22 protein-coding genes are annotated in these 25,889 nt (G+C 65.2%); 21 read left to right on the forward strand and 1 reads right to left on the reverse strand.

The window, feature by feature from the left end; genetic code table 11:
* Positions 1-4: 4 nt before the first annotated feature.
* The 14 genes from murD (at position 5) to FJW10_RS26850 (ending at position 18,349) form a co-directional block, all read left to right on the forward strand.
* A complete protein-coding gene (gene murD / locus FJW10_RS26785) occupies positions 5-1,408 on the forward strand; it encodes a UDP-N-acetylmuramoyl-L-alanine--D-glutamate ligase (RefSeq protein ID WP_140902304.1) in 1,404 nt (467 codons plus the stop codon).
* Positions 1,408-2,559 (forward strand): putative lipid II flippase FtsW, encoded by a 1,152-nt coding sequence (gene ftsW / locus FJW10_RS26790; protein WP_140828994.1) that lies wholly within the window; start codon positions 1,408-1,410, stop codon positions 2,557-2,559. The genes murD and ftsW overlap by 1 nt, the downstream gene beginning before the upstream one ends.
* Before the next feature lie 6 nt (positions 2,560-2,565).
* Positions 2,566-3,690, forward strand: a complete 1,125-nt coding sequence (gene murG / locus FJW10_RS26795; RefSeq protein ID WP_140902305.1) for an undecaprenyldiphospho-muramoylpentapeptide beta-N-acetylglucosaminyltransferase — start codon at positions 2,566-2,568, stop codon at positions 3,688-3,690.
* Positions 3,687-5,093 (forward strand): UDP-N-acetylmuramate--L-alanine ligase, encoded by a 1,407-nt coding sequence (gene murC, locus FJW10_RS26800; protein ID WP_140828998.1) that lies wholly within the window; start codon positions 3,687-3,689, stop codon positions 5,091-5,093. The genes murG and murC overlap by 4 nt, the downstream gene beginning before the upstream one ends.
* A complete protein-coding gene (gene murB / locus FJW10_RS26805) occupies positions 5,090-6,055 on the forward strand; it encodes a UDP-N-acetylmuramate dehydrogenase (RefSeq protein WP_140902306.1) in 966 nt (321 codons plus the stop codon). Before murC ends, murB begins: the two co-directional genes overlap by 4 nt.
* A gap of 312 nt (positions 6,056-6,367) precedes the next feature.
* Entirely contained in the window at positions 6,368-7,294 is a 927-nt protein-coding gene (locus tag FJW10_RS26810; RefSeq protein ID WP_140902307.1) for a D-alanine--D-alanine ligase, read from the forward strand.
* Positions 7,282-8,229 carry a cell division protein FtsQ/DivIB gene (locus FJW10_RS26815; RefSeq protein WP_140902308.1) on the forward strand — a complete coding sequence of 316 codons (948 nt, stop codon included), beginning with the start codon at positions 7,282-7,284 and terminating at the stop codon, positions 8,227-8,229. Before FJW10_RS26810 ends, FJW10_RS26815 begins: the two co-directional genes overlap by 13 nt.
* Positions 8,226-9,533, forward strand: coding sequence for a cell division protein FtsA (gene ftsA / locus FJW10_RS26820; protein WP_140902309.1), 1,308 nt, complete (start codon positions 8,226-8,228; stop codon positions 9,531-9,533). The genes FJW10_RS26815 and ftsA overlap by 4 nt, the downstream gene beginning before the upstream one ends.
* Positions 9,534-9,600: 67 nt before the next feature.
* A complete protein-coding gene (ftsZ, locus tag FJW10_RS26825; RefSeq protein WP_140829008.1) occupies positions 9,601-11,259 on the forward strand; it encodes a cell division protein FtsZ in 1,659 nt (552 codons plus the stop codon).
* A 355-nt stretch (positions 11,260-11,614) separates the two neighbouring features.
* Entirely contained in the window at positions 11,615-12,562 is a 948-nt protein-coding gene (gene lpxC / locus FJW10_RS26830; RefSeq protein WP_140902310.1) for a UDP-3-O-acyl-N-acetylglucosamine deacetylase, read from the forward strand.
* Between the two features lie 201 nt (positions 12,563-12,763).
* On the forward strand, positions 12,764-13,633 hold the full coding sequence (locus tag FJW10_RS26835) for an outer membrane protein assembly factor BamD (RefSeq protein WP_140902311.1): 870 nt from the start codon (positions 12,764-12,766) through the stop codon (positions 13,631-13,633).
* An 8-nt stretch (positions 13,634-13,641) separates the two neighbouring features.
* A complete protein-coding gene (gene recN / locus FJW10_RS26840; protein ID WP_140902312.1) occupies positions 13,642-15,315 on the forward strand; it encodes a DNA repair protein RecN in 1,674 nt (557 codons plus the stop codon).
* A gap of 134 nt (positions 15,316-15,449) precedes the next feature.
* Positions 15,450-17,657, forward strand: coding sequence for an NAD-dependent DNA ligase LigA (ligA, locus tag FJW10_RS26845; RefSeq protein WP_140902313.1), 2,208 nt, complete (start codon positions 15,450-15,452; stop codon positions 17,655-17,657).
* Entirely contained in the window at positions 17,657-18,349 is a 693-nt protein-coding gene (locus FJW10_RS26850; protein WP_140902314.1) for a TIGR02453 family protein, read from the forward strand. The genes ligA and FJW10_RS26850 overlap by 1 nt, the downstream gene beginning before the upstream one ends.
* A gap of 27 nt (positions 18,350-18,376) precedes the next feature.
* On the opposite strand, the gene FJW10_RS26855 is transcribed toward FJW10_RS26850, so the two are convergent.
* Positions 18,377-19,135 carry an SDR family oxidoreductase gene (locus FJW10_RS26855; RefSeq protein WP_140829018.1) on the reverse strand — a complete coding sequence of 253 codons (759 nt, stop codon included), beginning with the start codon at positions 19,133-19,135 and terminating at the stop codon, positions 18,377-18,379.
* A gap of 182 nt (positions 19,136-19,317) precedes the next feature.
* Between FJW10_RS26855 and FJW10_RS26860 the strand changes: the two genes are divergently transcribed.
* From FJW10_RS26860 to FJW10_RS26890, 7 genes are all read left to right on the forward strand, one after another.
* Complete coding sequence (locus tag FJW10_RS26860) at positions 19,318-20,727, forward strand: aldehyde dehydrogenase family protein (protein ID WP_140902315.1); 1,410 nt, start codon at positions 19,318-19,320, stop codon at positions 20,725-20,727.
* 19 nt (positions 20,728-20,746) lie between these two features.
* Positions 20,747-21,544 (forward strand): N-formylglutamate amidohydrolase, encoded by a 798-nt coding sequence (locus FJW10_RS26865; RefSeq protein ID WP_181177676.1) that lies wholly within the window; start codon positions 20,747-20,749, stop codon positions 21,542-21,544.
* A 71-nt stretch (positions 21,545-21,615) separates the two neighbouring features.
* Positions 21,616-22,200 (forward strand): XRE family transcriptional regulator, encoded by a 585-nt coding sequence (locus tag FJW10_RS26870; RefSeq protein WP_140829024.1) that lies wholly within the window; start codon positions 21,616-21,618, stop codon positions 22,198-22,200.
* 138 nt (positions 22,201-22,338) lie between these two features.
* A complete protein-coding gene (locus FJW10_RS26875) occupies positions 22,339-23,064 on the forward strand; it encodes an ABC transporter ATP-binding protein (protein ID WP_140829026.1) in 726 nt (241 codons plus the stop codon).
* Between the two features lie 42 nt (positions 23,065-23,106).
* On the forward strand, positions 23,107-24,261 hold the full coding sequence (locus FJW10_RS26880) for an ABC transporter substrate-binding protein (RefSeq protein ID WP_140829028.1): 1,155 nt from the start codon (positions 23,107-23,109) through the stop codon (positions 24,259-24,261).
* Positions 24,262-24,276: 15 nt separating this feature from the next.
* A complete protein-coding gene (locus tag FJW10_RS26885; protein WP_140829030.1) occupies positions 24,277-24,981 on the forward strand; it encodes an ABC transporter ATP-binding protein in 705 nt (234 codons plus the stop codon).
* Positions 24,982-24,988: 7 nt separating this feature from the next.
* Entirely contained in the window at positions 24,989-25,888 is a 900-nt protein-coding gene (locus FJW10_RS26890) for a branched-chain amino acid ABC transporter permease (RefSeq protein WP_140902318.1), read from the forward strand.
* Position 25,889: the final 1 nt, after the last annotated feature.

Consider the following 25,889-nt stretch of genomic DNA (forward strand, 5'->3'; position numbering starts at 1 on the left):
CCGCTTGATCCCCGCCTTTTCCTTTTCAGGCAAACGCGTTTCGCTCTTCGGGCTTGGCGGCTCGGGGATCGCCACCGCGCATGCGCTGATCGCGGGGGGCGCCGAGGTGCTGGCCTGGGACGACAATCCGGACAGCGTCGCCAAGGCGGCGGCCGCGGGGATTGCGACCGGCGATCTGCACGCTGCCGACTGGCAGCATTTCGCCGCCTTCGTTTTGTCGCCAGGGGTACCGCTGACGCATCCCAAGCCGCATTGGACGGTGGAGCTGGCGCGGGGTGCCGGCGTCGAGGTCATCGGCGATATCGAGCTGTTCTGCCGCGAGCGCATCAGCCGCGCGCCGGCAGCACCCTTCATCGCGATCACCGGCACCAACGGCAAGTCCACGACGACGGCGCTGACGGCGCATGTCTTGAAGTCGGCGGGTCGCGACACGCAGATGGGCGGCAATATCGGCCGAGCGATCATGACGCTCGATCCGCCTGAGCCGACACGGCATTATGTGGTCGAGTGCTCGTCCTACCAGATCGATCTCGCGCCTTCGATCAATCCGACCGCCGGCATCCTACTCAACCTGACGCCGGACCATCTCGACCGGCACGGCACGATGGCGCATTACGCCTCGATCAAGGAAAGGCTGGTTGCCGGCTCAGACATCGCGATCATCGGCGTCGACGATTCCTGGTGCGCCCAGATCGCCGACCGCCTGGAGCGCGCCGGCCGGCAGGTCATCCGCATTTCCAAGCGCCTGCCACTGACCGACGGCTATTTCGCCGACGGCACCAATCTGATGGAAGCCGTGCATGGCCGCTACAGCCGCGTCGCCTTCCTCGAAGGCATCGGCTCGCTGCGCGGCCAGCACAATGCGCAGAATGCGCTGGCCGCCGTCGTCGCCTGCCTGAAGGTCGGGCTCGATCTCGGCGAGATCCAGGCCGGGCTCGAAAGCTTCCCCGGGCTGGCGCACCGCATGGAGCAGGTCGGCCGCAAGGACCACGTGCTGTTCGTCAACGATTCCAAGGCGACCAATGCCGATGCGGCCGCGCCCGCGCTGTCGAGCTTCGCCAATCGTATCTACTGGATCGCCGGCGGCCTGCCCAAGGAAGGCGGCATCGAGCCGCTGCGCGGCTTCTTCCCGCGCATCGCCAAGGCCTATTTGATCGGCGAGGCGGCGCCCGCCTTTGCGGCGACGCTCGGCGAGACGGTGCCTTACGAGATATCCGGAACGCTGGCGGCGGCGGTGGAGCATGCCGCCGCCGACGCGGCGAAGGACACCGGCGGCGAGGCCGTGGTGCTGCTTTCGCCGGCTTGCGCCAGTTTCGACCAGTTCAAGAATTTCGAAGTTCGCGGCGAAGCCTTCAGGCAAGCTGCGACTGCTATTGATGGTGTGAAACCCATCGGAGGGCCACGTTGATGCAAAGCCGTCTCGACAAAAGTCCTGTCGCCACCTGGTGGTGGACGATCGATCGCTGGTTCCTGGCGGCATTCCTGTCGCTGATGGGACTGGGTATCGTGCTGTCTTTCGCCGCAAGTCCGGCGGTGGCCGAGCGCATCGGCCTCGACAGCTTCCACTTCGCCACGCGCCAGATCATCTTCACCATCCCGGCGCTTGTCGTGATGCTGGCGGTCTCTTTCCTGGAGGCGCGGCAGATAAGGCGCATGTCGCTGGTGATGATCTGCATCATGCTGGTGCTGATGGTGGCGGTGCTCTACATCGGCGTCGAGGTAAAGGGGGCGCGGCGCTGGGTGTCGCTCGCCGGGCTTTCCATCCAGCCGTCCGAGTTCCTGAAACCGGCCTTCGTCATCATCTGCGCCTGGCTCTTTGCGGAGCACAGGCGCCAGCCCGACATTCCCGGTAATCTGTTCGCCATGCTTTTGCTTGCGCTGGTCATCTCGCTTCTGGTGGCGCAGCCCGATCTCGGCCAGACCATGCTGGTGCTGGGCACCTGGGGCGTGATGTTCTTCATGGCCGGCTTGCCCTGGTTCTGGATCGTAGCACTGGGCGCTGCCGGCATCGGCGGCGTGTTCGCGGCCTATACGGTGTTTCCGCACGTCGCCGCGCGCATCGACAAGTTCATGACCGGCGAAGGCGACACCTTCCAGGTCGATATGGGGCGCGAGGCGCTGATCAATGGCGGCTGGTTCGGCGTCGGCCCGGGCGAGGGCACGGTGAAGCGGGTCATCCCCGACAGCCACGCCGACTTCGTCTTCTCGGTCGCGGGCGAGGAGTTCGGCCTCATCATGTGCTTCTTCATCATGTCGATCTTCGCCTTCATCGTGCTGCGCGGCTTGAGCATCGCGCTCAAGGAGCAGGACGATTTCACCCGCTACGCGGTTGGCGGCCTCGTCACCGTCTTCGGCCTGCAATCGGCCATCAATATGTGCGTGAACCTGCAACTGATGCCGGCCAAGGGCATGACGCTGCCCTTCATCTCCTATGGCGGCTCCTCGCAGATCGCCATCGCCGTCTCGATGGGCATGGTGCTCGCATTGACTCGCAAGCGTCCGGAGAAGCGCAAGCAGATGGGCTTCGTCCTCTCGCAGCGCGCAATGCCGGCGGAATGAGGCAGGATGGCAAAGGGTGTGATCCTGCTTGCAGCCGGCGGAACGGGCGGACATCTGTTTCCGGCCGAGGCGCTGGCGCATGAGCTGATCGAACGCGGCTGGAAGGTGCATCTCGCCACCGACCGGCGCGCCAAGCGTTATTCCGGCCAGTTTCCCGCCGCCGACATCCACGCGATCGCCTCGGCGACGCTGGGATCGAGGAATCCGGTCGCCGTGATCTCGGCCTTCTGGAAAATCTGGCAGGGCGTGCGCGAAGCGGGACGGATCATCGCCAGGATCAAGCCGGAGGCGGTCGTCGGCTTCGGCGGTTATCCGACGCTGCCGCCGCTCTACGCGGCGACAAGGCGAAGAGTGCCGACGCTGATCCATGAGCAGAACGCCGTCATGGGCCGCGCCAACAAGGCGCTTGCCAGCCGCGTGGATGCGATTGCCGGCGGCTTCCTGCCGGAGGGCGCCAGCGCTGACGGCGCAAAGACGGTGACCACCGGCAATCCGGTCAGGCCGCAGGTACTGGAGGCCGCGAAGACGCCGTATTTGGCGTCGAACGGGGGCGAGCCGTTCCGTTTCCTGGTGTTCGGCGGCAGCCAGGGCGCGCAGTTCTTTTCCGATGCGGTTCCGGCGGCGATCGCGCTTTTGCCGGAAGATCTGCGCAAGCGGCTGGCGATCACCCAGCAGGCGCGCGCCGAGGATGTGGCGAGGGTGAAGGCCGCCTATGCCAAACTCGGCGTCGACGTCCAGGTTTCGCCCTTCTTCACCGACATGGCGGCGCGCATGGGGGCGGCGCATCTGGTGATGTCACGCTCCGGCGCCTCGACCGTTTCGGAAATCGCCGTCATCGGCAGGCCGGCGCTGCTGGTGCCTTATCCGCACGCGCTCGATCACGACCAGGCAGCGAATGCCGCGGCCCTTGCCGCCGCCGGCGGGGCCGAGCTCCACCCGCAATCGACGCTGTCGGCGGAGCGGATCGCCGAGCTGGTCGGTGGGCTGATGAAGGACCCGAACCGGCTGGCGACCATGGCCGCCGCCGCCCGCTCGGCCGGGAAACCGAACGCGGCGCGGTTGCTCGCCGATCTGACAGAGGCTATTGCGTCCGGCAAAACGGTTTCGGACTACAGGAGGACGCGCGCATGAAGATGCCGCAGACGATCGGCCTTGTGCATTTCATCGGCATCGGCGGCATCGGCATGAGCGGCATCGCCGAGGTGCTGCACAATCTCGGCTACAAGGTGCAAGGGTCCGACCAGGCTGACGGCGCCAATGTGCAGCGGCTGCGCGACAAGGGCATCGAATGCTTCGTCGGCCACAAGGCCGAGAATCTCGGCGACGCCGAAGTCGTGGTCGTTTCGACCGCGATCAAGAAGTCCAACCCGGAACTGAAAGCCGCGCGCGAAAAGTTGCTGCCGATCGTCCGCCGAGCCGAGATGCTGGCGGAACTGATGCGCTTCCGTCAGGCCGTTGCCATCGGTGGCACGCATGGCAAGACGACGACCACCTCCATGGTGGCGACGCTGCTCGACGCTGGCGGGCTCGACCCGACCGTCATCAATGGCGGCATCATCAACGCCTATGGCACCAATGCGCGCATGGGCGATGGTGAGTGGATGGTGGTCGAAGCCGACGAGAGCGACGGCACCTTCCTGAAGCTGCCGGCCGACATCGCCGTCGTCACCAACATCGATCCCGAGCATCTCGACCACTATGGCAGCTTCGACAAGGTGCGCGAGGCCTTCCGTCAGTTCGTCGAGAACGTGCCGTTCTACGGCTTCGGCGTGATGTGCACCGACCACCCGGAAGTACAGGCGCTGGTCGGCCGCATCGAGGACCGCCGCGTCATCACCTATGGCGAGAACGCGCAGGCCGATGTGCGCTTCACCAACCACCGCATGCAGGGCGCGATCTCCGAATTCGATGTCGTGATCCGCGATCGCAAGGGGCGGGGCACGACTTCGATAAAGGACCTGCGCCTGCCGATGCCGGGCCGGCACAACGTCTCCAACGCGACGGCGGCGATCGCGGTGGCGCATGAGCTTGGCCTCTCGGCCGAGGCGATCAAGAAGGGCCTGTCGTCCTTCGCCGGCGTCAAGCGGCGCTTCACCCATACCGGTTCGTGGAACGGCGTCGAGGTGTTCGACGATTACGGCCACCATCCGGTCGAGATCGCGGCGGTGCTGAAGGCGGCTCGCAGCGCGACCAAAGGGCGTGTGATCGCCATCGCGCAGCCGCATCGCTTCACCCGCCTGCACGATCTCTTCGATGAGTTCTCGGTCTGCTTCAACGACGCCGACACGGTGATGGTGGCGCCAGTCTATGCGGCCGGCGAGGAGCCCATCGAAGGCGTGACCTCCGACGCACTGGTGTCGCGCATCCGCTCCGGCGGCCATCGCGACGCGCGCTATATCGATGGCGCGGCGGCGATCGCGCCAGTCATTCGCGAGCTTGCCAAGCCCGGCGATTTCGTCGTCTTCCTCGGTGCCGGTAACATCACGCAATGGGCCTATGCGCTGCCCAAGGAACTGGGTGGGACGCCCTCATGATGCGTGGCCAGGACCTGATCGACAAGCTCGGCGACAAGCTTTCCGGCCTGCGCGGCCGTATCACGCCGAACGCGGAGATGGACAAGATCACCTGGTTCCGGGCCGGCGGTCTGGCCGAGGCGCTGTTCCAGCCGGCCGACGAGGAAGACCTCGCGGCCTTCCTGCGCGCGGTGCCGGAAGAGGTGCCGGTCACGGTGGTCGGCGTCGGCTCGAACCTTCTGGTGCGCGACGGCGGCATTCCGGGCTTCGTCGTCAGGCTCTCGGCCAAAGGGTTCGGCGAGGCCGAAGTTGTTTCGTCGATCGGCATCAAGGCGGGCGCTGCTACGCCCGACAAGCGTCTCGCAGCGGTTGCCTATGAGGCCGGTATCGGCGGCTTCCATTTCTACCACGGCATCCCCGGCGCCATTGGCGGCGCGCTCAGGATGAACGCCGGCGCCAACGGCGTGGAGACCCGCGAGCGCGTCGTCGAGGTGAGGGCGCTGGACCGCAAGGGCAACCTCCATACGTTGCTCACTGACGATATGGGCTATGCCTATCGCCACTCATCCGCGCCTTCCGGCCTGGTCTTCACCTCAGCTATTTTCGAAGGGTTTCCAGAAGACAAGGCCGCGATCAAGACGGCGATGGATGCCGTGCAGAACCACCGCGAGACGGTGCAGCCGATCCGCGAAAAAACCGGCGGCTCGACCTTCAAGAATCCGGAAGGCACCTCGGCCTGGAAGGAAATCGACAAGGCGGGCTGTCGCGGGCTGATGATCGGCGGCGCGCAGATGTCGCCGATGCATTGCAACTTCATGATCAACACCGGCACGGCCACCGGCTACGACCTTGAATATCTCGGCGAGACGGTGCGGGCGCGGGTGCTCGAGAATTCCGGCATCCGGCTGCATTGGGAGATCAAGCGCCTCGGCAATTTCAGGCCGGGCCACGCCGTGCAGGAGTTCCTCGGGCAGCTCCTTTAGCTTGGGCTGAAGTTCATGTGATACTTGAACTTCCAGCAGTCTGAAATGGCCGTAAAACCGTTGCCTCAAAGACTCACAATTCACTTTTTGCGGCTGTTTTCGCGGAAAGTGAATCTCTCGGAATCATAGGCACTTGCCAGCGAATCAACTCTCTGATTCTCTGCCCTAAAGCGTTTCCTGATTTGAGTCGTTCGACGCGTGAATCCGCGTTTTCCGTCTGGGGGGCAACCTGCCGGAAGACTCGGACTCAATGTTTGGAAATGCGGTGCGGGAATATCGGTTGCAGACCCGGCGTGAGAGGGGATGACGGGAATGAAGAACAAGCATGTGGCTGTCCTCCTTGGTGGATTCTCCTCGGAGCGGCCTGTGTCTCTGTCCTCGGGGAAGGCGTGTGCGGATGCGCTCGAGAATGAAGGCTATCAGGTCACCCGTGTCGATGTTTCTCGCGATGTCGGATCCGTGCTTGCCGAGCTCAAGCCTGATGTCGCCTTCAATGCGCTGCATGGTCCGTTCGGCGAGGATGGCACCATTCAGGGAATTCTCGAATATCTCGGAATTCCCTACACCCATTCGGGTGTACTTGCTTCGGCGCTGGCCATGAACAAGGAGCAGGCCAAGAAGATTGCCAAGGCGTCCGGCATTCCAGTCGCGGAATCCAAGGTGGTCAATCGCTTCGCCGTCCAGAACAAGCATCCGATGAGGCCGCCTTATGTGGTCAAGCCGGTCAATGAGGGATCGAGCTTCGGCGTGGTCATCGTGCATGAGGGGCAGTCGCATCCGCCTCAGGTGATCGGTTCGACCGAATGGCAATATGGCGAGACCGTCATGGTCGAGCGCTACATCCATGGGCGCGAATTGACCTGCGCGGTGATGGGCGACGTGGCGCTCGGCGTCTGCGAGATCATTCCGACCGGGCATTCCTTCTACGATTACGATTCAAAATACGTTCCCGGCGGATCAAAACACGAAATCCCTGCTAAAATTTCACCGAATATTTACCAAAAAATACAGACACTGGCCCTCAAGGCTCATCTTGCCATTGGTTGCCGGGGCGTTTCCCGATCGGACTTTCGTTACGACGACCGTCACTCCGAAAACGGCGAGGTTGTCTGGCTAGAGGTCAACACTCAGCCGGGCATGACGCCGACGTCTCTGGTGCCTGAAATCGCCGCGCAAGCGGGACATTCGTTCGGCGATTTGTTGAGTTGGATGGTGGAGGACGCTTCGTGTCTGCGTTGAGGTGGGGACAGGTTAATGGCGGTGGCGCGGCTGGTTTCGCGCTGTTCGGCATGCCGCTGTCATTCGACCGTTTCGTATTGCCGCGTCAGCTCCGCCGGCCGATGCGCGTGCTGGCGCGCCTGTGCGGCGGCGAGTATGAGGCGCCGCGCTTTTCGGCGGCGATCCTTTCCGCCGCGTTGATCGCATCCAGCAGCGCCTATGGCGCCTATCTTGGCGGCTACACCGACAGCATCGTGCAGGCCATCACGGCCCGCACCGGTTTTGCCGTCGACCAGATCAAGGTGGTCGGCAATCGCCAGACGTCCGAGATCGATGTGCTGGATCGGCTCGGCCTCGACGGCTGGACCTCGCTGATCGGCTTCGATGCCGAAGCGGCTCGCGAGCGCATCTCGACGCTGCCCTGGGTCGAGGGTGCGGCAGTGCGCAAAATCTACCCGCATACGCTTGAAGTGCGCATCGAGGAACGCGAGCCCTTCGCGCTCTGGCAGCAGGGCAATTCGGTTTCGGTCATCGAACGATCGGGCGAGATGATAGCGCCGTTCTCGGGTGGCAGGCAGGCGCTGCTCCCGCTGATCATCGGCACGGGCGCGCCGGCGATGGCGCCGGCCTTTCTCGCCAAGATCGAGCGCCACCCCGCGCTGGCGGCGCGGGTCAAAGGTTACATCCGTGTCGGCGAGCGCCGCTGGGACCTGAGGCTCGAGAACGGCATCACGATCAAGCTGCCGGAAGACGGCGAGGACCAGGCGATCGCCGAGCTCGTCAAGATCGACCATGACAACGGGCTGCTGACGCGCGACATCGCGGCCGTCGACATGCGGCTCCCCGACCGGCTGGTCGTGGAGCTCTCGCCGGAAGCGGCGACGCAGCGCGAAGCCGCGCTCAGCGAAAAGCCGAAGAGCCTGGCCAAGCGCAGCAAGGCGGAGAGAAAGATATGAGCTGGCTTGGCGGCAGCGGTGACGCTTCTTCGCGCCGGTCGGGCACGCTCACGGTGCTCGATGTCGGGTCCAGCAAGGTTTGCTGCGTCGTGGCGAAGCTCAAGCCGAACGAGGACGGCAAGCTTCTGCGTGGGCGTTCGCATCGCATCCAGGTGATCGGCATCGGTCACCAGAAGTCGCAAGGCGTGAAGTCCGGCGTGGTGGTGGATCTCGATCGCGCCGAGCATGCCATCCGGCTTGCCGTCGACGCGGCCGAGCGCATGGCCGGGCTCACGGTCGATTCCCTCATCGTCAACATGACGGCGGGCCGGCTGAAGAGCGAAGCCTTTTCGGCGACGATCAATCTCGGCGGTCACCAGGTCGAGGACGTCGACATCAAGCGCGTGCTCGCCGCCGGCGCCAAGCAGGCGCTGCGGGCCGAGCGCGAGGTGATCCATTCGCTGCCCGTCGGTTTCTCGCTCGATGGCGAGCGCGGCATACGCGACCCGCGCGGCATGGTGGGCGATGCGCTTGGCGTCGACATGCATGTCTTGACTGGCGATGCCGCGCCGATGCGCAACCTCGAGCTTTGCATCAACCGCTCGCACCTGTCGGTCGAGCGCATGGTGGCGACGCCCTATGCCAGCGGGCTTGCCTCGCTGGTCGACGACGAGCTCGAAATGGGCGCCGCCTGCATCGATATGGGCGGCGGCACGACGACCATCTCGGTGTTCTCGGAAGGCAAGTTCGTCCATGGCGACGCCATCGCCATCGGCGGCAACCATGTGACGCTCGACATGGCCAAGGGCCTGTCGACCTCGCTCGATGCCGCGGAGCGGCTGAAGGTTATGCATGGCTCGGCGCTGCCCGGCAGCGCCGACGACCGCGACCTCGTCTCGATCCAGCCGATCGGCGAGGAAGGCGATGTGCCGCTGCAGATTCCGCGCTCGGTGATGACGCGCATCATCCGCGCCCGCATCGACGAGACACTGGAGCTTTTGCGCGACCGGCTGAACAAGTCCGGCTATGGCAATGCCGTCGGCAAGCGCGTCGTGCTCACCGGTGGCGCCAGCCAGCTCGCCGGCCTGCCGGAAGCGGCGCGCCGCATCCTCGGGCGCAACGTGCGCATCGGCCGGCCGCTGGGCGTCGCAGGCCTGCCTGAGGCGGCCAAGGGACCGGCGTTCTCGACCCCGGTCGGGCTGATGATCTATCCGCAGATGGCGAGCTTCGAGAGCCATTCGGCGAAAGGACTTTCCGGTTTCAGGATGACCGGAACGGGTGGAAAACTGCATCGCATGAGTCAGTGGTTGAGAGACAGTTTTTAATTTGACGGGGACAGCCCCATAGGCGGCCGCAGCGGCGAGGCGGCGGGAAAGGCAAAGGACGGAGACAATGACCATCAATCTGCAGAAGCCGGACATCACCGAGCTTAAGCCCCGTATCACCGTGTTCGGTGTCGGCGGCGGCGGCGGCAATGCCGTGAACAACATGATCACAGCCGGCCTGCGCGGCGTCGAGTTCGTGGTGGCCAACACCGACGCGCAGGCGTTGACCATGTCGAAGGCCGAGCGGCTGATCCAACTCGGCGCCCATGTCACCGAAGGCCTCGGCGCCGGCTCGCAGCCGGAAGTCGGCCGCGCGGCGGCGGAAGAGTGCATCGACGAGATCATCGATCATCTCTCCAACACCCATATGTGCTTCGTCACCGCCGGCATGGGCGGCGGCACCGGCACCGGCGCTGCTCCGGTCGTTGCCCGCGCGGCGCGCGAGAAGGGCATCCTCACCGTCGGCGTCGTCACCAAGCCGTTCCATTTCGAAGGCCAGCGCCGCATGAAGACGGCCGACTTGGGTATCGAGGAACTGCAGAAATGCGTCGACACCCTGATTGTCATCCCCAACCAGAACCTGTTCCGGCTGGCCAATGACAAGACCACCTTCGCCGATGCCTTCGCCATGGCCGACCAGGTGCTCTATTCGGGCGTCGCCTGCATCACCGACCTGATGGTCAAGGAAGGCCTGATCAATCTCGACTTCGCCGACGTCCGTTCGGTGATGCGCGAGATGGGCAAGGCGATGATGGGCACTGGCGAGGCTTCGGGCGAGGGCCGCGCGATGGCCGCTGCGGAAGCCGCGATCGCCAATCCGCTGCTCGACGAGACCTCGATGAAGGGCGCCAAGGGCCTGCTGATCTCGATCACCGGCGGCCGCGACCTGACCCTGTTCGAAGTCGACGAGGCGGCGACCCGCATCCGCGAGGAGGTCGACCAGGAAGCCAACATCATCCTGGGCGCCACCTTCGACGAGGAACTGGAAGGCGTGATCCGCGTGTCGGTCGTCGCCACCGGCATCGACAAGTCGGCGGCCGAAATCGCGGCCGCGCCGATCTCGATCCGCGCGCCGCAGAAGCCGGCCGCCCGCCCGGCGGCTCCGGCCGCTGAAATCCGTCCCGCGCCGGTCCAGCCGCAGGCCTACGAGACGCGCGTGGTCGATCCGGTCGCCGAGGCGATCCAGCTTGCCGAGGCGAACGCCGCCGCCATGGCGCAGCCGCGTCCCGCGCCGGTCGACGACTTCCGGCCGCAGAGCAAGATCTTCCAGGCTCCGCCGGCCCAGCCCCAACCACAGCCGGTGGTGCCGCAGCAGGTCATGCAGCAGCCCGCGCCGCAGCGCGAGATGCCGCAGCCGATGGCCGCTGCCCCGCAGCGCATGCCGCGCGTGGAGGACTTTCCGCCGGTGGTAAGGGCCGAAGTCGAAGCCAAGACCCGTCCGGCGGACCATGAGAACAGCGGTCCGATGGGGCTGATCAAGCGGCTGACCAACGGCCTGACCCGCCGCGAGGAAGAGCCGGCCCGGCTCCAGCCGGCGCAGCCGCGCGAGCCGAAGCTGCGCCAGGCCGCGCCGGAGATGCGCCGTCTCGCCAGCCAGGATCCGCAGCTCTACGCGCCGCGCCGCGGCCAGCTCGACGATCAGGGCCGGCTGACGCCGCAGGCCCGCACGGTCCAGGAAGACGACCAGCTGGAAATCCCGGCTTTCCTGCGCCGCCAGGCCAACTGAGGATGCGGCGAACCGCCGATCGTTAACGATATATAACGGTTGTTAACAGGCAGACGAGAGATCGTCTGCCTGTTGCTTTTACAAAGCGTATTAAAAACAGTGCTTTATGAGCTGTTTCTGACACCGTGCCGCAGTTACACGGGGTAAGAAACCGTGATTTGGAGTCTCCAAAGCGGGTCATTATCTTCGCCACGGACTAAAGTCGGTTTGCCGGGATTCGGGGAGTAACCCTGCCTGCCGATTATACCAGAGCCGCATGCTCTTGCTTATTTTGCCGCCTTGTGCGAGCGCCAGACCATTCAACTGGCTGCAAGATACCCAAGGCCGATGGAGCGGACGCAGGCATTTTGGGCGTATGGGGTTACTCTTGCACGACTATCAGACGACAGTGAAATCGCGCGCGACGCTGGCTGGCATCGGTGTTCATAGCGGCAAACCCGTCACCGTTCATTTCCTGCCGGCCGATGCCGACACGGGCATCGTCTTCTATCTTTCGAACGGCGGCGAAGCCCGAGAGTTTCGCGCCCTGGTCGCCGAAGTCGGCGCCACGGATCTCTGCACCATGCTTGGCGATCCGACCGGCGAGCATATCGGCACCGTCGAGCATCTGATGGCCACCGTGTTCGGTCTTGGCATCGACAACCTCATCATCGAGATCGACGGTTCGGAAGTCCCTATCTTCGACGGCAGCGCCATGGCCTTCGTCGAAGCCATCGACCAGGCCGGCATCGAGCCGCTGGCGGTGAAGCGTCGCTACATCCGCGTCGTCAAGCCGGTGCGAGTGGAAGCCGGTGCCTCCTGGGCGGAGTTCCGCCCCTATGACGGCACGCGGTTCGAGGTCGAGATCGATTTCGAGAGCCCGGCGATCGGCCGCCAGCAATTCGCTTCCGACATCAATCCCGACATCTTCCGCCGCGACATCGCGCGGGCGCGGACCTTCGGCTTCATGAAGGACGTCGAGAGGCTTTGGGCCGCCGGCTACGCGCTTGGCTCCTCGCTGGAAAACTCGCTGGTCATCGGCGACGACAACCGCGTCATCAATGTCGGCGGACTGCGCTATCCCAACGAATTCGCCCGCCACAAGACGCTCGATGCGATGGGCGACCTGGCGCTGGCCGGCGCGCGCTTCATCGGCTGCTTCCGCTCCTATCGCGGCGGCCACCGGATGAACGCCTCGGCGCTACGCCGGCTGCTTTCCGACCACACGGCCTTCGAGATCGTCGAAACGAGGCGCCGCGAGCGCGGCCGCGTCGCCGAGATGATCGCCGTCAGCCGGCCGGTCTACGCACCCTGGGTGATCTGATTTTTAACCGTTTTCTGGCTTTGTGGTCAGGCTTGTGTTGCATGGCTGCATCACAGGGCTGCTAAAATCCGCGGCTTTGGCCATAGCGTGGGCTTGCCACAAAAATGTGCGATTGGCCGGACATAGCGTTGCCGGGCAAGGGGATAATGGTTTAAGGCTTCGGCCCGGACCGAAACGACGCCGAAGGGGCGGAATCCAAACATGTTTTTTTCGCGAGTTGGTCAATCGGTAACGCCGCGTCGGGGTGTTTTGCTGGCGCTGTCGGTGATTGCTCCCGCGATCGTGCTGTCGGCCTGCATGTCCTCCGAGAAGGATGTCAACCTGGCGACCTATGTCGACCAGACGGAACCGGCCGACGTTCTCTACAACCAGGGCCTGGCCAACATGAATGCCGGCCGCCTCGACGAGGCGAGCAAGAAGTTCGACGCGGTCGACCGCCAGCATCCCTATTCGGAATTCGCGCGCAAATCGATGGTGATGGGCGCTTTCGCCGACTACCGGGCTGGCAATTACGACGAGGCGATCGGCTCGGCCAAGCGCTACCTGACCCTCTATCCCTCGACCGACGACGCGGCTTACGCGCAGTACATCATCGGCCTCTGTTACTATCGGCAGATCAAGGACGTCACCCAGGACCAGAAGGAAGCGCGCCAGACCATCCAGACGATGCAGGATCTGGTGACGCGCTGGCCGAACTCGGAATATGTCGGCGACGCCAAGGACAAGATCCGCTTTGCCAGCGACCAGCTCGCCGGCAAGGAGATGCAGGTCGGCCGCTACTATCTCGAGCGCCGCGAATACATCGCCGCAGTGAAGCGTTTCCGCACCGTGGTCGAGAACTATTCCAACACCCGCCATGTCGAGGAGGCGCTCGCGCGCCTGACCGAGTCCTATTATGCGATGGGTCTGACCTCCGAAGCGCAGACGGCCGCGGCGGTGCTCGGCCACAACTATCCGGACAGCTCGTGGTACAAGGATTCCTACAAGCTCCTGCAGAGCAACGGGCTTGAGCCGCGCGAAAATGCCGGGTCGTGGATTTCCAAGGCCGGGAAGCTGATCACCGGCGCCTGAAGCTTGCGATGCTGTCCAGACTGTCGATCCGCGATATCGTCCTGATCGAGAAGCTGGACATCGATTTCCTGCCTGGGCTTTCGGTGCTGACCGGCGAAACCGGCGCCGGCAAATCCATCCTGCTCGATGCGTTGTCGCTGGCGCTTGGCGCGCGCGGCGATGCCTCGCTCGTGCGCCATGGCGCCGCGCAAGGCCAGGTCATCGCCGTGTTCGACGTGCCGCGCAACCATCCGGCACGTGCGTTGCTCGCCGGAAACGACATCGAGGACGATGGCGACATCATCCTGCGCCGCGTGCAGACGGCCGATGGCCGCACCCGCGTCTTCGTCAACGACCAGCCCTCCAGCGTCACCCTGATGCGCGATGTCGGCCGCGCGCTGGTCGAGATCCACGGCCAGCATGACGAGCGGGCTCTGGTCGATCCCGGCGCGCATCGCGAATTGCTGGACAGTTTCGGCGGCCATCTGGGCGCCGTGCGCGGCACGGGCGAAGCCTGGCGGTACTGGCGAAACTGCGAGCAGGAGCTTTCGCGGCATCGCGCCAAGGTCGAGGCGGCGGCGCGCGAGGCCGATTATCTGCGCGCTTCCGTCGCCGAGCTCGCAAAGCTCGACCCGCAGCCAGGCGAGGAAACGGAGCTTGCGGAATTGCGCGCGACGATGATGCGCGTCGAAAAGATCGCCGGCGAAATCCATGATGCGCAGGATGTGCTATCGGGGCCGTCCTCGCCCTTGCCGCAGCTCGCCAGCCTGCTGCGGCGGCTGCAGCGCAAGTCCAGCGAAGCGCCCGGCTTGCTCGACGATGTGGTCAAATCGCTCGATGAAGCGATGATCTCGCTCGACGCCGCGCAGTCTGGCGTGGAAGCAGCGCTTCGCGCCACCGAATATGATCCGCAGCGTCTGGAGAAGGCGGAAGAGCGTCTGTTTGCGCTACGCGCCGCCTCTCGCAAGCATAGTGTCGCGGTCGACGATCTGGCGCAACTGCGCGACACGATGGTGGCCGATCTTGCCGACCTCGATGCAGGCGAGGAACGGCTGCACGCGCTGGCCAAGCAGGCCGCCGCGGCGCGCGAGGCCTACGATATTTCCGCGGCGCAGCTTTCATCGCTGCGCCATGCGGCGGCGGCGGGCCTGACCAAGGCGGTGATGGCGGAACTGCCGGCGCTCAAGCTCGAACGGGCTGAGTTCATCGTCGAGATGGGAAGCGATGCCGAAAGCCGCATGGAAGAAGGCATCGACCAGGTCGAATTCTGGGTGCGCACCAATCCGGGCACCCGGCCGGGACCGATGATGAAGGTCGCTTCCGGCGGCGAGCTCTCGCGCTTCCTTTTGGCACTGAAGGTGGCGCTGGCCGATCGCGGCTCGGCGCCGACCCTCGTGTTCGATGAGATCGATACCGGCGTCGGCGGCGCGGTGGCCGACGCTATCGGCCAGCGGCTGGCGCGGTTGTCGAAGCGGGTGCAGGTGCTTTCCGTCACGCATGCGCCGCAGGTCGCGGCACGCGCGGCCACGCATTTCCTGATCTCGAAATCCGGCGGCAAGGAGCGTGTGGCCACCGGCATTGCCGAAATGGATCGCGCAGCGCGGCAGGAGGAAATCGCGCGCATGCTGGCCGGCGCCACCATCACCGACGAGGCCCGCGCCGCGGCAGAGCGGTTGCTGCGCGAGAATACCGCGGCGGCTTAAGATTTCTGGACGCTGGCAGGCTGAGTCAGCAGATGGCTGCATCCCGCTGTTCAGCAACGATTTCTTCGCAACCCGACTCCCTCGCAGCGAATCCTGATTTATAGTGGCCCGCCACAATTCGAGGACCGCATTTCATGTCGGAAAAACCAGTCGAATCGCTGACCGAAGGCGAGGCCGCGGAGGAGCTGAAGCGGCTGGCGGCGGAGATCGCCGAGCATGACCGGCGCTATCATGCCGAGGATGCACCGACGATCACCGATGCCGAATATGACGCGCTGCGGCGGCGCAACCTCGCTCTTGAAGAGCATTTTCCTGGCTTGATACGTGAGGATTCGCCGTCGCTGCGGGTTGGCGCCGCACCCGCGGAGGGCTTTACCAAGGTGCGGCACGCGGTGCCGATGCTCAGCCTCGCCAAGGCCTATACCGATCAGGACGTTGCCGATTTCATCGAGCGCGGCCGGCGTTTCTTCGACCGCGACAAGGACCTCGATATCGCTTTTACCGCCGAGCCGAAGATCGACGGGCTGTCGGCTTCGCTGCGTTACGAGAACGGCGTGTTCGTGCAGGGCGCGACGCGTGGCGACGGCGCCGTCGGCGAGGACATCACCGCCAATCTGAAGACGATTGCCGACATTCCGAAGACGCTGAAGGGGTCGGGCTGGCCCGAGACGATCGAAATCCGCGGCGAGGTTTACATGACCTATGCCGAATTCGAGGCGCTGAAGCAGCGCTCGGCGGCGGTCGGCGGCCAGGATTACGTCAATCCGCGCAACACAGCGGCCGGATCGCTCCGCCAGAAGGACCCGTCGGTCACCGCCAGCCGCAATCTGAAATTCTTCGCCTATGCCTGGGGCTATACGACGGCGGATCCGGCTCCCACCCAGTACGATTCGGTGCAGAAATTCGCCGAGTGGGGGTTCAAGGTCAGCCCGCTGATGGTGCGGGCGAAGTCGATCGACGACCTCATCGCGCACTACCATCGCATCGAGGAGCAGCGCTCCTCGTTGGGCTACGACATCGACGGCGTCGTCTACAAGGTCGACCAGTTGGAGCTGCAACGCCGCTGGGGTTTCGTCACCGGCGAGCCGCGCTGGGCGGTGGCCCACAAATTCCCGGCCGAGCAGGCGATGACGACGGTCGAGAAGATCGACATCCAGGTCGGCCGCACCGGCACGCTGGCGCCGGTGGCGCGGCTGGCGCCGGTCACGGTCGGCGGCGTGGTGGTCGAGAACGTCACGCTGCACAACGAAGACTACATCAAGGGTTTCGACAGCAACGGCCAGCCGATCCGAGACGGTATCGACGTGCGCATCGGCGACACGGTGGTGATCCAGCGGGCAGGGGACGTCATCCCGCAGATCGTCAGCGTCGTCGTCGACAGGCGGCCGGCCGGCGCGGTCCCTTATGAATTCCCGCATACCTGCCCGGTTTGCGGCTCGCCGGCGACGCGCGAGATCAACGAGAAGACGGGCAAGGAGGATTCGCGGCGGCGCTGCACCGGCGAGCTGATCTGCGCCGCACAGGCCGTGGAAAGGCTGCGTCACTTCGTGTCGCGCGGCGCGCTCGACATCGAGGGCCTCGGCGCGGAAAACATCGACCTCTTCTTCAATTCGGGGCTGGTGAAGACGGCCGCAGACATCTTCACGCTGAAGGATCGCCGCCCGGCCGTCACCAAGGCGCTGGCCGAGCGGCGCGAGGAGCAGGCGAGGCTGCGCGAGGAAGCCTCGGGCAAGGCGCGCAAGAATGTGCGCAGCGTCGAGGAGCGCAACTATGAAGGTCTCGACAAGCTGTTTTCGGCCATCGACGCGCGCCGCGAACCGGAGCTCGACCGTTTCATCTTCGCGCTCGGCATCCGCCATATCGGCGAGACGACGGCCGCCGTGCTTGCCCGCCAGTTCTCGACCATCGAGGAATTGATCCGCGTCGGCAAGGAGACGGCAAAGGCGGAAGATCCGCACACCGTGTTCCCGTCGATCAACGGCATCGGGGACACGGTGATCAACGCGTTGCGCGACTTCTTCGGTAATGAACGCAATGACGATGTGCTGGATGCGTTGCTCGCGCAGGTTCATCCGAAACCCTACGTCATGGAAATCTCGGCCGGCAGCGAAGTCTCCGGCAAGACGGTGGTGTTCACCGGCTCGCTGGAAAAGATGACGCGATCCGAAGCCAAGGCGATGGCGGAGCGGCTCGGCGCCAAGGTCGCGGGCTCGGTTTCCGCCAAGACCGACCTGGTGGTGGCGGGTCCGGGTGCCGGCTCGAAGCTGAAAACTGCGAGCGACCTCGGCATCGAGGTGATCGACGAGGATACCTGGCTGCAGCGCATCGGCAGGGGCGGCTGATGACTGGCGCGTTCAAGGGTTTTGGGCAGAAGGCCATTCCGTTCTTCAAGGCGCTCGACTTCCACCAGAGCCGCGAGTGGTTCCAGGAAAACCGCGACCTGTTCGACAGCGAGCTGCACGGGCCGTTCTGCGATCTTGTCGAGACGCTCAGCGAGCGTTTCGAGGCGGCCAAGCTCGGTCTGCGCGGCGACCGCAAGAAATCGCTGTTCCGCATCAATCGCGACGTGCGCTTCGCAAAGGACAAGCGGCCCTACAACCGACACCTGTCGGCGATCCTCTCGCCCGACGGCAGCAAGATGTCGCAAGGGGTCTTTTATGTGCATATCGGGCTTGAGCGCTGCTTTGCCGGTGTGGCCTGGTGGCAGCCGGCGCCCGAGCTGCTGCAGGCGATGCGCAAGGCGATCGTGACCAAGCCGGCCGCGTTCCGCGGCATGGTCTCGTCGCTCAAGAAGGCCGGCCTGGCACTCGATGCTGAAGACCGCCTGAAGCGCGCGCCGCGCGGTTTCGAGGATGTCGGCGACGAGGATCTCGCCCAGGCGGTGCGCAACCGGCATTTCGTCGTCCGGCACGACATCGATCCGTCGACGATCCATTCGCCGGCGCTGGTCGACGATCTCGTCGATTTCACGCTTGGCGCCAGGCCGCTGCTCGACTGGGGCAGGGCGATCCAGGGCACGGCCGTGGCGGCCTGATGCCGTCGTCCGGCTGCCGCCAAAGCCTTACATCCGCATCAGCAGGCCGCCGTCGACGGCGAGTTCGATGCCGGTGATGTAGCTCGCGGCGTCCGAGAGCAAGAACAGCGCGGCGTTTGCCATGTCCTGCGGCGTGCCGATGCGGCCGAGCGGCGCGTAGCTCGCCACGGCGGCGCGCTTCTCCTCGGTGTCCCAGCGCGCCTGCAGCGGCGTCAGCGCCATGCCGGGGCAGATCGCGTTCGAGCGGATGCGCTCGCCGGCAAGCTGCATGGCGAGCGACTTGGACAGCGCGCACACGCCGGCCTTCGAGGCCTGATAGGCGTCCTGCGGGTTCGGGTCGCCGCGATACCACTGGATGGTCGAGAAATGCACCATGGCGCCGCCGCGTCCGCCGGCCCGCATATGGGGAACGACCGCGCGCGCGGTGTGCACGAAGGATTTCAGGTTGATGTTGAAGACGTCGTCCCAGACGCCGAGGTCCATATCCAGCGCCGACTTGTCGCGGCCGAACCACAGCACGCCGGCGACATTGGCCAGATAGTCGATGCCGCCGCGCTCGCGGCCGGCGGTGCCGATGACCTGTTCGACGAATGCGGCGTCGGTGAGGTCGCCCCGGGCGAAGGTCAGCCGATCGTCATATCCGGCAAGCGAGGCCGGACGCGCCTTGACGTCGATGGCGGTGACGGAGGCGCCTGCATCGAGCAGGGCAAGCGCAATGGCTTCGCCCATGCCGCCGCCGGCGCCGGCCACGACCGCATGCCTGCCGGTGAAATCAAAGACGACCATCCGTCACCCCTCTCATATCGGCGCACCAAGGCGCGATCTCTATCGGCGCCTTAGCGCAATGGCGGGACAATAGGGGCGGACAAAAAATCCATCAAGCCGTATTCGAAAAAATTTGCCAAAATGGAAAATAGCGATATCGTGCCGTGATTGAGGACTTTCCTTTTTGGGTGGATTCCAAGACCATGAACCTGCATTCCGGCGCGCGGACCTTTTCGGTGACCTCTCCTGTCGACGGCTCGATCTACGCCACGCGCGCCTATGCGGACGGCGCGGCGATCGAGGCGGCCGTCGCCCGGGCTCGCGCGGCGCTGTCCACCTGGCGACGCACGCCGCTGGCCGAGCGCCTGGCGATCCTTCTGCGCTTCGGCGAGGAGATGAAAGCGCGCGCCGTCCCGCTCGCCGAGGCGGTGGCGTGGCAGATCGGCAGGCCGCTCTGGCAGGCCGACGAGACGCCGCGCCTGGCGCTGATCGGCGAACTGCTTGCCGGCGCCGCGCCGGAGACGCTGGCCGACATGCCCTATCCGTCGGATGAGAACATCCGCCGCTACGCCAAGCCGATTGCTGGTGGCCTGCATCTTTCGATCTGCGCCTGGAACTACCCGACAGCCATGCTCGGCTATCTGGTCACCTCGCCGCTTGCGGCGGGCAATGTGGTGATCTTCAAGCATTCGCCGCAGACGCCGCTGATCGCGGAGCTTGCAGAGGAGGCTTTTCGCGCCGCCGGCGGGCCGGAAGGTGTGTTCCAGAGCCTGCATCTCGACCATCCTGACGCCGAGCGGCTGATCGCGTCCGGCGTCTTCAACGCCGTCAATTTCATCGGCTCGGTCAATGGCGGCCGCCGCGTGCATGCGGCCGCCGCCGGCACCTTCACCCAGGTGCATCTCGAGCTCGGCGGCAAGGATCCGACCTATGTGCGCTCCGACGCCATCCTCGAAGCGGCGGTCCCGCTGATCGCGGAGGGAAGCTATTCCAATGCCGGCCAGTCCTGCTGCTCGGTCGAGCGCATCTATGTCGATTGCTCGATCCACGACCGTTTCGTCGAGGCGCTGGTCGCCGAGACGGCGAAATGGAGCATTGGCCATCCGATCGGCGAAAAGCCGATGGTCGGTCCGGTGGTGCGCGCGGTTGCGGCCGACACCATTCGCGGCCTCACCGACAGCGCGGTGCGGGCGGGGGCGAAGCGCCTGATGCCGCAGGATGGCGCGCTCAAGGCGGCAAGCCTCGGGACCGCCTATGTCGCGCCCGAGGTGCTGACCGGCGTCGATCATGGCATGCAAATCATGCGCGACGAGCTGTTCGGGCCGGTGGCCTGCGTCCAGGCGGTCAGCGGCGATGACGAAGCGATACGATTGATGAACGACAGCGACTACGGTCTCAGCGCCTCGATCTGGACGCGCGACGTCGAGCGCGGCGTGGCGCTGCTCGACGAGGTCGAGGCCGGCACGGTCTATCTCAACCGCTGCGACCATGCCGACCTTTACCTGCCCTGGGGGGGCATCAAGAATTCCGGTCTCGGGCGCACCAACGGACGTGCCGGCCTGATCGAGGCGACGGCGGCGAAGGCGTACCATGTCCGCTCCATCATCGCCTGATCGCCAACGGCATCCGGCCGTGCGGGACCTTGAAAAGCTTGGCGATGCGGCCGTAGCGGCGCTTGCCGCCGCCGGCGTGGAACGGTTGCTGCCGGAAGCGGCCAACCCTTATCTTTTGGTCGCCGAGCATGCCGGCAACGCCGTGCCGGCGCCATGGCGCGGTCTTGGCCTGGCAGGGCCCTATCTCGACACGCATTTCGCGGTCGACATCGGCGTCGATGCGCTGACGCGGAGGCTCTCGCAAACGCTGCGGGCACCGGCCGTGATCGCGCGCTATTCGCGGCTGTTCCTCGACTACAACCGGCCCGCGGATGAGTGGGATTTCATGCGGCCGGATCTCGGCGGCATCCCGGTGCCGGGCAATCTGGCGGTCGATGCCGCGGAGGCGAGGCTGCGCAAGTTCGTCGCCTGGGCGCCGGTCGAGCGGGCGATCATCGATGCCGCCGCCGGCTGCCGGGCGCTGATCTCGGTGCACTCCTTCACGCCGGTGATGGGCGGGGTGAAGCGCAATGTCGATATCGGCGTGCTGTGGCGGGAACAGTCGCCCTTCGTCAATTCGGTGCTGAAAACGCTCGGGACGCAGGGCGCGGAAGCAGGCTTCGGGATCGGCGACAACGAACCTTACGACTGGCGCCAGGCCGTCGGCTACACGCTGGACCGGCATGGACTGCAGCAGGGTCGGCCCTGCCTCTACCTCGAGGTGCGCAACGACCTGCTTGCCGATCCGGAGACTTTCGAACGCATCAGCCGCCTTCTCGAAAATGCCTTTTCCACCGTCGCGATGTCGCTATGGCCGCAATCAGCCGTAGCCGTCTAAAGGCTGGACGCTCAAATAGCGGAACGCTAGAGCTTGTCGAATTGGAAACACGACAGCCAAGGGCGTGGACGATGCAAGGCAATGTGGGCAGCAAGATCCGCGACGCGCGCAAGCACCAGAACATCACCTTGCGCGATCTCAGCGAGCGCTCCGGCCTTTCCGTTTCGCAGCTGTCGAAGCTGGAGAACGGCAAGGCCAGGCTGACCGTCGACATCGCGCTGATGATCGCCGGGGTGCTGCACGTGCCGGTGGCCTCGTTCCTGTTCAGCCCGAAGCCCGGACCGCAGGCGCGCCGTTCGATCACGCGCGCCGGCAGCGGCATCCTGCATGAAGGCAACGCGATGGAATTCGAGGTCTTGTGCAGCGATTTCCGCGACAAGACCAATATTTTCTGGCGCGTCACGCTGCACGCCAGAAGCTTCGAGGAAAACGGCGGCTGGCGCAGCCATTCGGGCGAGGAGTTTATCCATGTGCTGAGCGGCAGCCTGCAACTGCATACGCTTCACTACGACCCGACTGTGCTGCAGCCCGGCGACAGCATCCTGTTCGACGGCGAGATGCAGCACGCCTATGTCGCGCTCGGCGACGAGCCCGTCATCATGCTGATGTCGAACACCGTGCCGCGCGACGGGCTGCCGCCGCGAGCAGGCGGCTGAGCGGCGGGCCGAGGCCTTTCCGTTCAAGAACTTTTCTAAAATGGAAAAAATTGCTTGTTCTGGAAAAGTCAGAGGGCTAGCATCCTTTTGACGGCCGACAGGAGAACAGCCAGCGGCCGGCAATGGGAGAGATGACCGATGCTGTCGGTTGAGGCGGTCAGCAAGACATTCGGCGGCGTGCAGGCTCTGCGCAACGCCTCGCTGACCTGCGAGGCCGGCGAGATCCTCGGCCTCATCGGTCCGAACGGCGCCGGCAAATCGACGCTCGTCAACGCCATCTCGGGCGTGCTCAAGCCGGACAGCGGCAGTGTGCGCCTGGCGGGCGAGGAGATCACCGGGCGAGGCCCGGAGCATTGCGCGCGGGCAGGGGTCGGCCGCACCTTCCAGACCATCAGGCTGTTCAAGGATTTGACTGTACGCCAGAACGTTGAGGTCGCACATATCACCTGCCGCGCCGTGCGTCCCGACGCCGCCGCTCGGATCGGCGTCGACCAGCTGCTGCTGCAATACGAGCTGGCGGGCTTCGCCGACAGCCCGGCCGGCACGCTGCCCTATGGCAGCCAGCGCCGGCTCGAGATCGCCCGCGCGCTGGCGCTGGGGCCGTCGCTCTTGTTGCTCGACGAACCGGCGGCCGGCCTCAACGAGGCCGAGTCGGAGACGCTGGCGGTTGCGATCGAAGGCATCCGCCGCGACGTTGGCTGCGCGACCATCGTCATCGACCACGACCTGCGCTTCATCAACCGGCTCTGCGACCGGCTTTGCGTGATGGACCAGGGGCAGGTGATCGCTTCGGGCGAGACGGAAGAAGTGTGGCGCGATCCGCGCGTAATCGAGGTCTATGTCGGGCAGTCGGAGACGGCCTGACGGCAGCGAAGAAACACCCACATGAGAGGAAGGAGGGGTAGAATGGAAAAGATTTTGCTGGGAGCGGCGGTGCTGACCGCCGGGCTGTTGCAGGCAGGGCACGCGGGTGCTGCCGATCTGAAGATCGGGCTTGCGGTCGCCATGACCGGCGCCTACGCGCCCTATAGCGAGGCCGAGGGCGCCCGCTGCATGGCCGACAGACTGAACAAGGCGGCGGGCGCGAACGATCCCAAGGTCGAGCTGATGATCGAGGACAACCGCTCCGACCCGCAGCTTTCGGTCTCGCTAGGCCAGAAATTCCTCGATGCCGGCGCGCAGATCATCACCGGCGTGCCGTTTCCCGATGCGCTGATCCCGATGGCGCAGACCGCTCAGCCTTACGGCGCCACCGTGTTCTCGGCGCCGAACACGCAGCTCGAGATGCAGCAGGCAGGTCTCGACAATTTCATCGCCGGCGCCGTGCCCGATCCGATCAACGCCTCGGCCACCGCCAACGCGCTTTACGGCAAGGGCGCGCGGACCGTCGCACTGATGGTGTCGCCCGATGCCGGTTCCTACTCGGAGAAACTGCCGGAGTGGTTCGGCGAGGTGTTCGAGCATCTCGGCGGCAAGGTTGTCGGCAAGTTCAACTATTCCTATGGCACCACCGACTGGTCGCCGCAGATCGCCAGCATCAAGGCGCTGCCACAGAAGCCGGACGCCATCCATATCTGCGCCGTGCTGCCGGATGTCGGCATCCTGATCCGGCAACTGCGCGCCAACGGCTATGAGGGCTGGGTGGCTGGCTGCGACGCCTTCGACGACAAGTCCCTGGAAGGCACCGTCGGCGATCCGAAGTCACTGGAAAAGGTTATGTTCGCGACCCATGGCGCGACCGGCGTCGATGGTCCGATCGACAAGTTCCTCGCGCAGTGCAAGGCCGACGGCTACAAGATCAACGGCATCTTCGACGCGCTCGGCGCCGACATGGTGCAGATCAGCTATGAAGCGGCGAAGAAAGCCGGCACCGTCGACCCCGCGGCCCTGCGCGAGGCGATCCGCGCGCCGGGCGGCTATCCGGGCACGACGGCGCCGACGATCTCCTTTGCCGAGAAGAAGGGCTATCCGGTCAAGGCCGTTCCGGTAATGGGCTTTGCCGACGGCAAGCGGGTGCTGATCACCGACGCGCCGCCGACCTTCGTTCCGGCGCTGAACTAGGCAGGGCCGGGACACGTGCTGAAGGTCGAGAAGCTCGTCGTGCGCTACGGCGCCGTCACGGCGGTGCGCGAACTGTCGCTCGAGGTCGGGCAGGGCGAACTTGTCGCCCTGCTCGGGCCCAACGGCGCCGGCAAGAGCTCGACCATCAACGCGCTGACAGGCCTGGTCACGCCGGCTTCGGGCCGCATCGTCCTCGACGGCAAGGACATCTCGCATGTCCGCACCGAGGACCGCATCCGCGCCGGACTGACCTCTACGCCGGAAGGCCGGCACATCTTTGCCAACCTGAGCGTCGGCGAGAACCTGCGGCTGGGGGCCGCGACGAGGCGCGACCCCGCTGGTGTGCGCCAGGACATCGAGCGGTACCTGGCGCTGTTCCCGGTGCTTTCCGAACGCTACGGCCAGGCGGCCGGCACGCTTTCGGGCGGCGAGCAGCAGATGCTCGCCATCGCCAGGTCGCTGATGTCGCGACCGAAGCTGCTTTTGCTCGACGAGCCGTCGCTGGGACTCGCGCCGAAGATCGTGGCGCGCATCTTCGATTTCATCGGCGAGCTAAAGGCGCAAGGGCTGACGCTGCTGGTGGTCGAACAGAACGCGAGGCAGGCGCTGCGCTTCGCCGACCGCGTCTATGTCGTGAGCTCGGGCACGCTGCGCTATGACGGACCGCCGGCCAGGCTCGCCGACGAGCACGGCCTGTTCAACCTCTATATCGGCGGGTAGCGGCGACATGGACTACGCTCTGCAGCAGCTTCTGAACGCGCTCGCCTTTGGGGCGGAATATTCGCTGGTGGCGCTGGGGTTGGCCGTCGTCTTCTCGATCATGGGCCTGGTGAATTTCGCGCATGGCGAGATCATCGGCGTCTCGGCCTACAGCGTGTTCCTGGCCGCGGCGTTCGGGCTGACCTCGCCCTTCGTGGCGGTGCTGCTTGCCGTCGGCATGGCAGCGCTGGCGGCGGTCGTGTTCGAGCGCGTCGCCTTCCGGCCAGTGCGCTACGCGCCGACCACGACCGGGCTGCTCACCGCCTTCGGCACTTCGATCGTGGTGCAGAACCTTTTCATGCTTTTGATCTCGCCCAAGCCGCAGTCGGTCTCGATTCTCAACGGTTTGAACCAGATGTGGTTCTTCGGTCCCTTTGCCGTCTCCTCGCTGCAAGTGATGGAGCTGATCGTCTCGGGCTTGACCATCCTTGCCCTGGTGCTCTTCCTCAACCGCTCGACGCTCGGCCTCGCCATCCGCGCCGCTTCGCGCGATTTCGCCACGGTGCGGCTGATGGGGATCAAGGCAAACCGGGTGATCGCCACGGCCTTCGCGATCTCAGGCGCGCTGGCGGGCATTGCCGCCGTCTTCATCCTGGCGCGGCGCGGCAGCGTCTCGCCCGACCTCGGCTTCGGCCTGGTGCTGAAGGCCTTCGTCGCCTGCGTCATCGGCGGCTTCGGCTCGCTGCCGGGCGCGGCGGTGGGCGGCATGCTGCTCGGCTTCATCGAAGTCGGCCTGCTCGTCGCCCTGCCGCAGGAATATGCGGGCTTCAGGGACGCGCTTACCTACGCCATCATCGTCGCGCTGCTTGTCTACCGCCCGGAGGGCCTGCTCGGCCAGCGCGTCGAACTCGGCGATAAGGAGATCTGAC

The sequence above is a fragment of the Mesorhizobium sp. B4-1-1 genome, assembly GCF_006439375.1.
Classification (GTDB): domain Bacteria; phylum Pseudomonadota; class Alphaproteobacteria; order Rhizobiales; family Rhizobiaceae; genus Mesorhizobium.